Below are 5,077 nucleotides of genomic sequence, written 5' to 3' on the forward strand. Positions count from 1 at the left end.
CCGGTAGCAGTTGATGATGATGTAACAGTAACAGAGGATGTGGCAGCTACAGGTAATGTACTAACCAATGATACAGATGTAGAGGGTAATACACTTACAGCTTCGCTGGTAACCGCCCCAGTAAATGGTACAGTAGTTCTGAATGCTGATGGCAGCTTCACTTATACGCCTAATTTGGATTATAATGGTTTGGATAGTCTTGTTTACCAAATCTGTGACAATGGTACCCCAAGTCTGTGTGACAGTGGGGTAGTAAGATTCACAGTAACAGCAGTAAATGATGCTCCGGTAGCAGTGGATGATACAGTGAGTGTGGTGGAGGATGTACCTGCAACAGGTAATGTACTAACTAATGATACAGATGTAGAGGATAATACGCTTACAGCATCACTTGTAACCGCCCCGGTAAATGGTACAGTTGTTCTGAATGCGGATGGCAGCTTCACTTATACTCCGAATGCAAACTTCAATGGATCAGATAGTCTTGTTTACCAGGTCTGTGACAATGGTACTCCAAGTCTGTGTGACAGCGGGGTAGTAAGATTCACAGTAACTGCAGTTAACGATGCTCCGGTAGCTGTTGATGATGATGTTACAGTGACTGAGGATGTACCTGCTACTGGTAATGTGCTGACTAATGATACAGATGTAGAGGGTAATACACTTACGGCATCGCTGGTAACCGCTCCTGTAAATGGTACAGTTGTTCTGAATGCGGATGGCAGCTTCACATATACTCCTAATGTGAACTTCAATGGAGCAGATAGTCTTGTTTACCAGGTATGCGATAATGGTACCCCAAGTCTGTGTGATAGCGGGGTAGTAAGGTTCACGGTAACGGCGGTGAATGATGCACCGGTAGCAGTGGATGATGATGTAACAGTAACTGAGGATGTGGCAGCTACCGGTAATGTGCTGACTAATGATACTGATGTAGAGGGTAATACGCTTACAGCGTCACTTATAACCGCTCCAGTAAATGGTACAGTTATTCTGAATGCGGATGGCAGCTTCACTTATACTCCAAATGCAAACTTCAATGGTTTGGATAGTCTTGTTTACCAGGTATGTGATAATGGTAGTCCAAGTCTGTGTGACAGCGGGGTAGTAAGGTTCACGGTAACAGCAGTTAACGATGCACCGGTAGCTGTTGATGATGATGTTACAGTAACAGAGGATGTGACAGCGACTGGTAATGTACTGACTAATGATACTGATGTAGAGGGTAATACTCTTACCGCTTCGCTGGTAACAGCACCAGTGAATGGTACTGTTATCCTGAATGCTGATGGCAGCTTCACTTATACGCCTAATTTGGATTATAATGGTTTGGATAGTCTTGTTTACCAGATCTGTGACAATGGTACCCCAAGTCTGTGTGACAGTGGGGTAGTAAGATTCACAGTAACAGCAGTAAATGATGCTCCGGTAGCAGTGGATGATACAGTGAGTGTAGTGGAGGATGTACCTGCAACTGGTAATGTACTAACTAATGATACAGATGTAGAGGGTAATACGCTTACAGCTTCGCTAGTAAGCGCCCCAGTAAATGGTACGGTGACCCTGAATGCTGATGGCAGCTTCACTTATACTCCAAATGCAAACTTCAATGGTTTGGATAGTCTTGTTTACCAGGTATGTGATAATGGTACCTCAAGTCTGTGTGATAGTGGCGTAGTAAGGTTCACGGTAACAGCAGTTAACGATGCACCGGTAGCTGTTGATGATGATGTAACAGTAACAGAGGATGTGACAGCGACTGGTAATGTACTGACTAATGATACAGATGTAGAGGATAATACTCTTACCGCTTCGCTGGTAACAGCACCAGTGAATGGTACTGTTATCCTGAATGCTGATGGCAGCTTCACTTATACGCCTAATTTGGATTATAATGGTTTGGATAGTCTTGTTTACCAGATCTGTGATAATGGCACCCCAAGTCTGTGTGACAGTGGGGTAGTAAGGTTCACGGTAACAGCCGTGAACGATGAACCGGTAGCAGTGGATGATACAGTGAGTGTGGTGGAGGATGTCCCTGCAATAGGTAATGTACTGACTAATGATACAGATGTAGAGGGTAATACGCTTACAGCATCACTGGTTACCGCCCCAGTAAATGGTACAGTTGTTCTGAATGCTGATGGCAGCTTCACTTATACTCCGAATGCAAACTTCAATGGAGCAGATAGCCTTGTTTACCAGGTATGCGATAATGGTACTCCAAGTCTGTGTGACAGCGGGGTAGTCAGATTTACGGTAACAGCCGTGAATGATGCGCCGGTAGCAGTGGATGATACAGTGAGTGTGGTGGAGGATGTACCTGCTACTGGTAATGTGCTTACTAATGATACAGATGTAGAGGGTAATACGCTTACGGCATCGCTGGTAACCGCTCCTGTAAATGGTACAGTTGTTCTGAATGCTGATGGCAGCTTCACTTATACTCCAAATGCAAACTTTAATGGATCAGATAGTCTTGTTTACCAGATCTGTGATAATGGTACCCCAAGTCTGTGTGACAGTGGCGTAGTAAGGTTCACGGTAACAGCCGTGAACGATGCTCCGGTAGCAGTGGATGATACAGTGAGTGTGGTGGAGGATGTACCAGCAACTGGTAATGTACTAACTAATGATACAGATGTAGAGGGTAATACGCTTACAGCATTACTTGTAACCGCCCCAGTAAATGGTACTGTTGTTCTGAATGCTGATGGCAACTTCACATATACACCAAATGCGAACTTCAATGGATCAGATAGTCTTGTTTACCAGGTATGCGATAATGGTACTCCAATTCTGTGTGACAGTGGAGTAGTAAGGTTCAATGTAACAGCAGTAAATGATGCTCCGGTAGCAGTGGATGATGATGTAACAGTAACAGAGGATGTGGCAGCTACAGGTAATGTGCTGACTAATGATACAGATGTAGAGGGTAATACGCTTACAGCATCGCTTGTAATCGCTCCGGTAAATGGTACTGTGATTCTGAACCCTGATGGCAGCTTCACTTATACTCCAAATGCAAACTTTAATGGAGCAGATAGTCTTGTTTACCAGGTATGTGACAATGGTGTGCCAAGTCTTTGTGATAGTGGGGTAGTAAGGTTCGCGGTAATAGCAGTTAACGATGCCCCAGTAGCAGTGGATGATGATGTTACAGTTACAGAAGATGTTGCAGCGACCGGTAATGTATTGACCAATGATAGTGATCCTGAAGGTAATGCCCTGGCAGCCAGTCTTGTAACCGCCCCAGTAAATGGTACAGTGATCCTGAATGCTGATGGCAGCTTCACTTATACTCCAAATGCAAACTTCAATGGAGCAGATAGTCTTGTTTACCAGGTATGTGATAATGGTACCCCAAGTCTTTGTGATAGTGGCGTAGTAAGGTTCACAGTAACCTCAGTGAACGACGCACCAGTTGCTGTAGATGATAATGTTACGGTTACAGAAGATGTTGCAGGGATCGGTAATGTATTGACCAATGATAGTGATCCTGAAGGCAATGCACTGACAGCCAATTTGGTAACCGCCCCAGTTAATGGTACGGTTGTTCTGAACGCTGATGGCAGCTTCACTTATACACCAAATGCAAACTTCAATGGATCAGATAGTCTTGTTTACCAGGTATGTGATAATGGTACCCCAAGTCTTTGTGATAGTGGCGTAGTAAGGTTCACAGTAACCTCAGTGAACGACGCACCAGTTGCTGTAGATGATAATGTTACGGTTACAGAAGATGTTGCAGGGATCGGTAATGTATTGACCAATGATAGTGATCCTGAAGGCAATGCACTGACAGCCAATTTGGTAACCGCCCCAGTTAATGGTACGGTTGTTCTGAACGCTGATGGCAGCTTCACTTATACACCAAATGCAAACTTCAATGGATCAGATAGTCTTGTTTACCAGGTATGTGATAATGGTACCCCAAGTCTTTGTGATAGTGGCGTAGTAAGGTTCACAGTAACCTCAGTGAACGACGCACCAGTTGCTGTAGATGATAATGTTACAGTTACAGAAGATGTTGCAGCGACCGGTAATGTATTGACCAATGATAGTGATCCTGAAGGCAATGCACTGACAGCCAGTTTGGTAACGGCTCCGGTAAATGGTACAGTGATCCTGAACGCTGATGGCAGCTTCACTTATACTCCGAATGCAAACTTCAATGGATCAGATAGTCTTGTTTATCAGGTATGTGATAATGGTACCCCAAGTCTGTGTGATACAGCTGTAGTAAGATTTGCAATAACCTCAGTGAACGATGCGCCAGTAGCTGTAGATGATAATGCTACAGTGACTGAGGACGTACCAGCGACTGGCAATGTTCTGACCAATGATAACGATTCGGATGGTGATGCCCTGACCGCCAGTGTAGTGACAGATCCAGCTCATGGTACGATCGTCCTGAATGCAAATGGTTCATTCACCTACACACCAAATGCAAACTTCAACGGCATAGATACAGTGACTTATCGGGCATGTGATAATAATGGCGCTTGTGACACCGCGCGCCTGGTCATCACAGTAACAGCTGTGAACGACGCACCGGTAGCAGTAGATGATGCAATAACTATCAATGAGGATACAAATGGTACAGGCAATGTCCTGATCAATGACACAGATCCGGATGGTGATGCCCTGACCGCCAGTGTATTGACAGATCCAGCTCATGGTACGATCGTTCTGAATGCAAATGGTTCATTCACCTACACACCAAATGCAAACTTCAACGGTCTCGACACCCTGACCTATCAGGCATGTGATAATAATGGAGCTTGTGATACTGCCCGCCTGATTATCACAGTGACAGCAATGAACGATGCACCGATAGCAGTAGATGATGTAATTACTATCAATGAGGATACCCAAGGAACAGGTAATGTACTTGGTAATGATACTGATGCAGATGGCGATCCGCTGATAGCAAGTGTGGTGAACGGCCCTTCTCATGGAACTATTGTACTGAATGCAGATGGTAGTTTCACCTACACACCAAATGCAAACTTCAATGGTCTTGACACCCTGACTTACCAGGCATGTGATAATAGTGGAGCTTGTGATACCGCCC

At 44.7% G+C, this 5,077-nt stretch carries 1 protein-coding gene; it reads left to right on the top strand.

Annotated features, from left to right (window positions below; genetic code table 11):
* The coding region (locus DXN04_RS34220) for a beta strand repeat-containing protein (RefSeq protein WP_116857918.1) at positions 1-5,077 on the top strand (5,077 nt) is incomplete at both ends.

Origin of the sequence: Chitinophaga silvisoli, from assembly GCF_003412465.1 — a bacterium.
GTDB lineage: Bacteria > Bacteroidota > Bacteroidia > Chitinophagales > Chitinophagaceae > Chitinophaga > Chitinophaga silvisoli.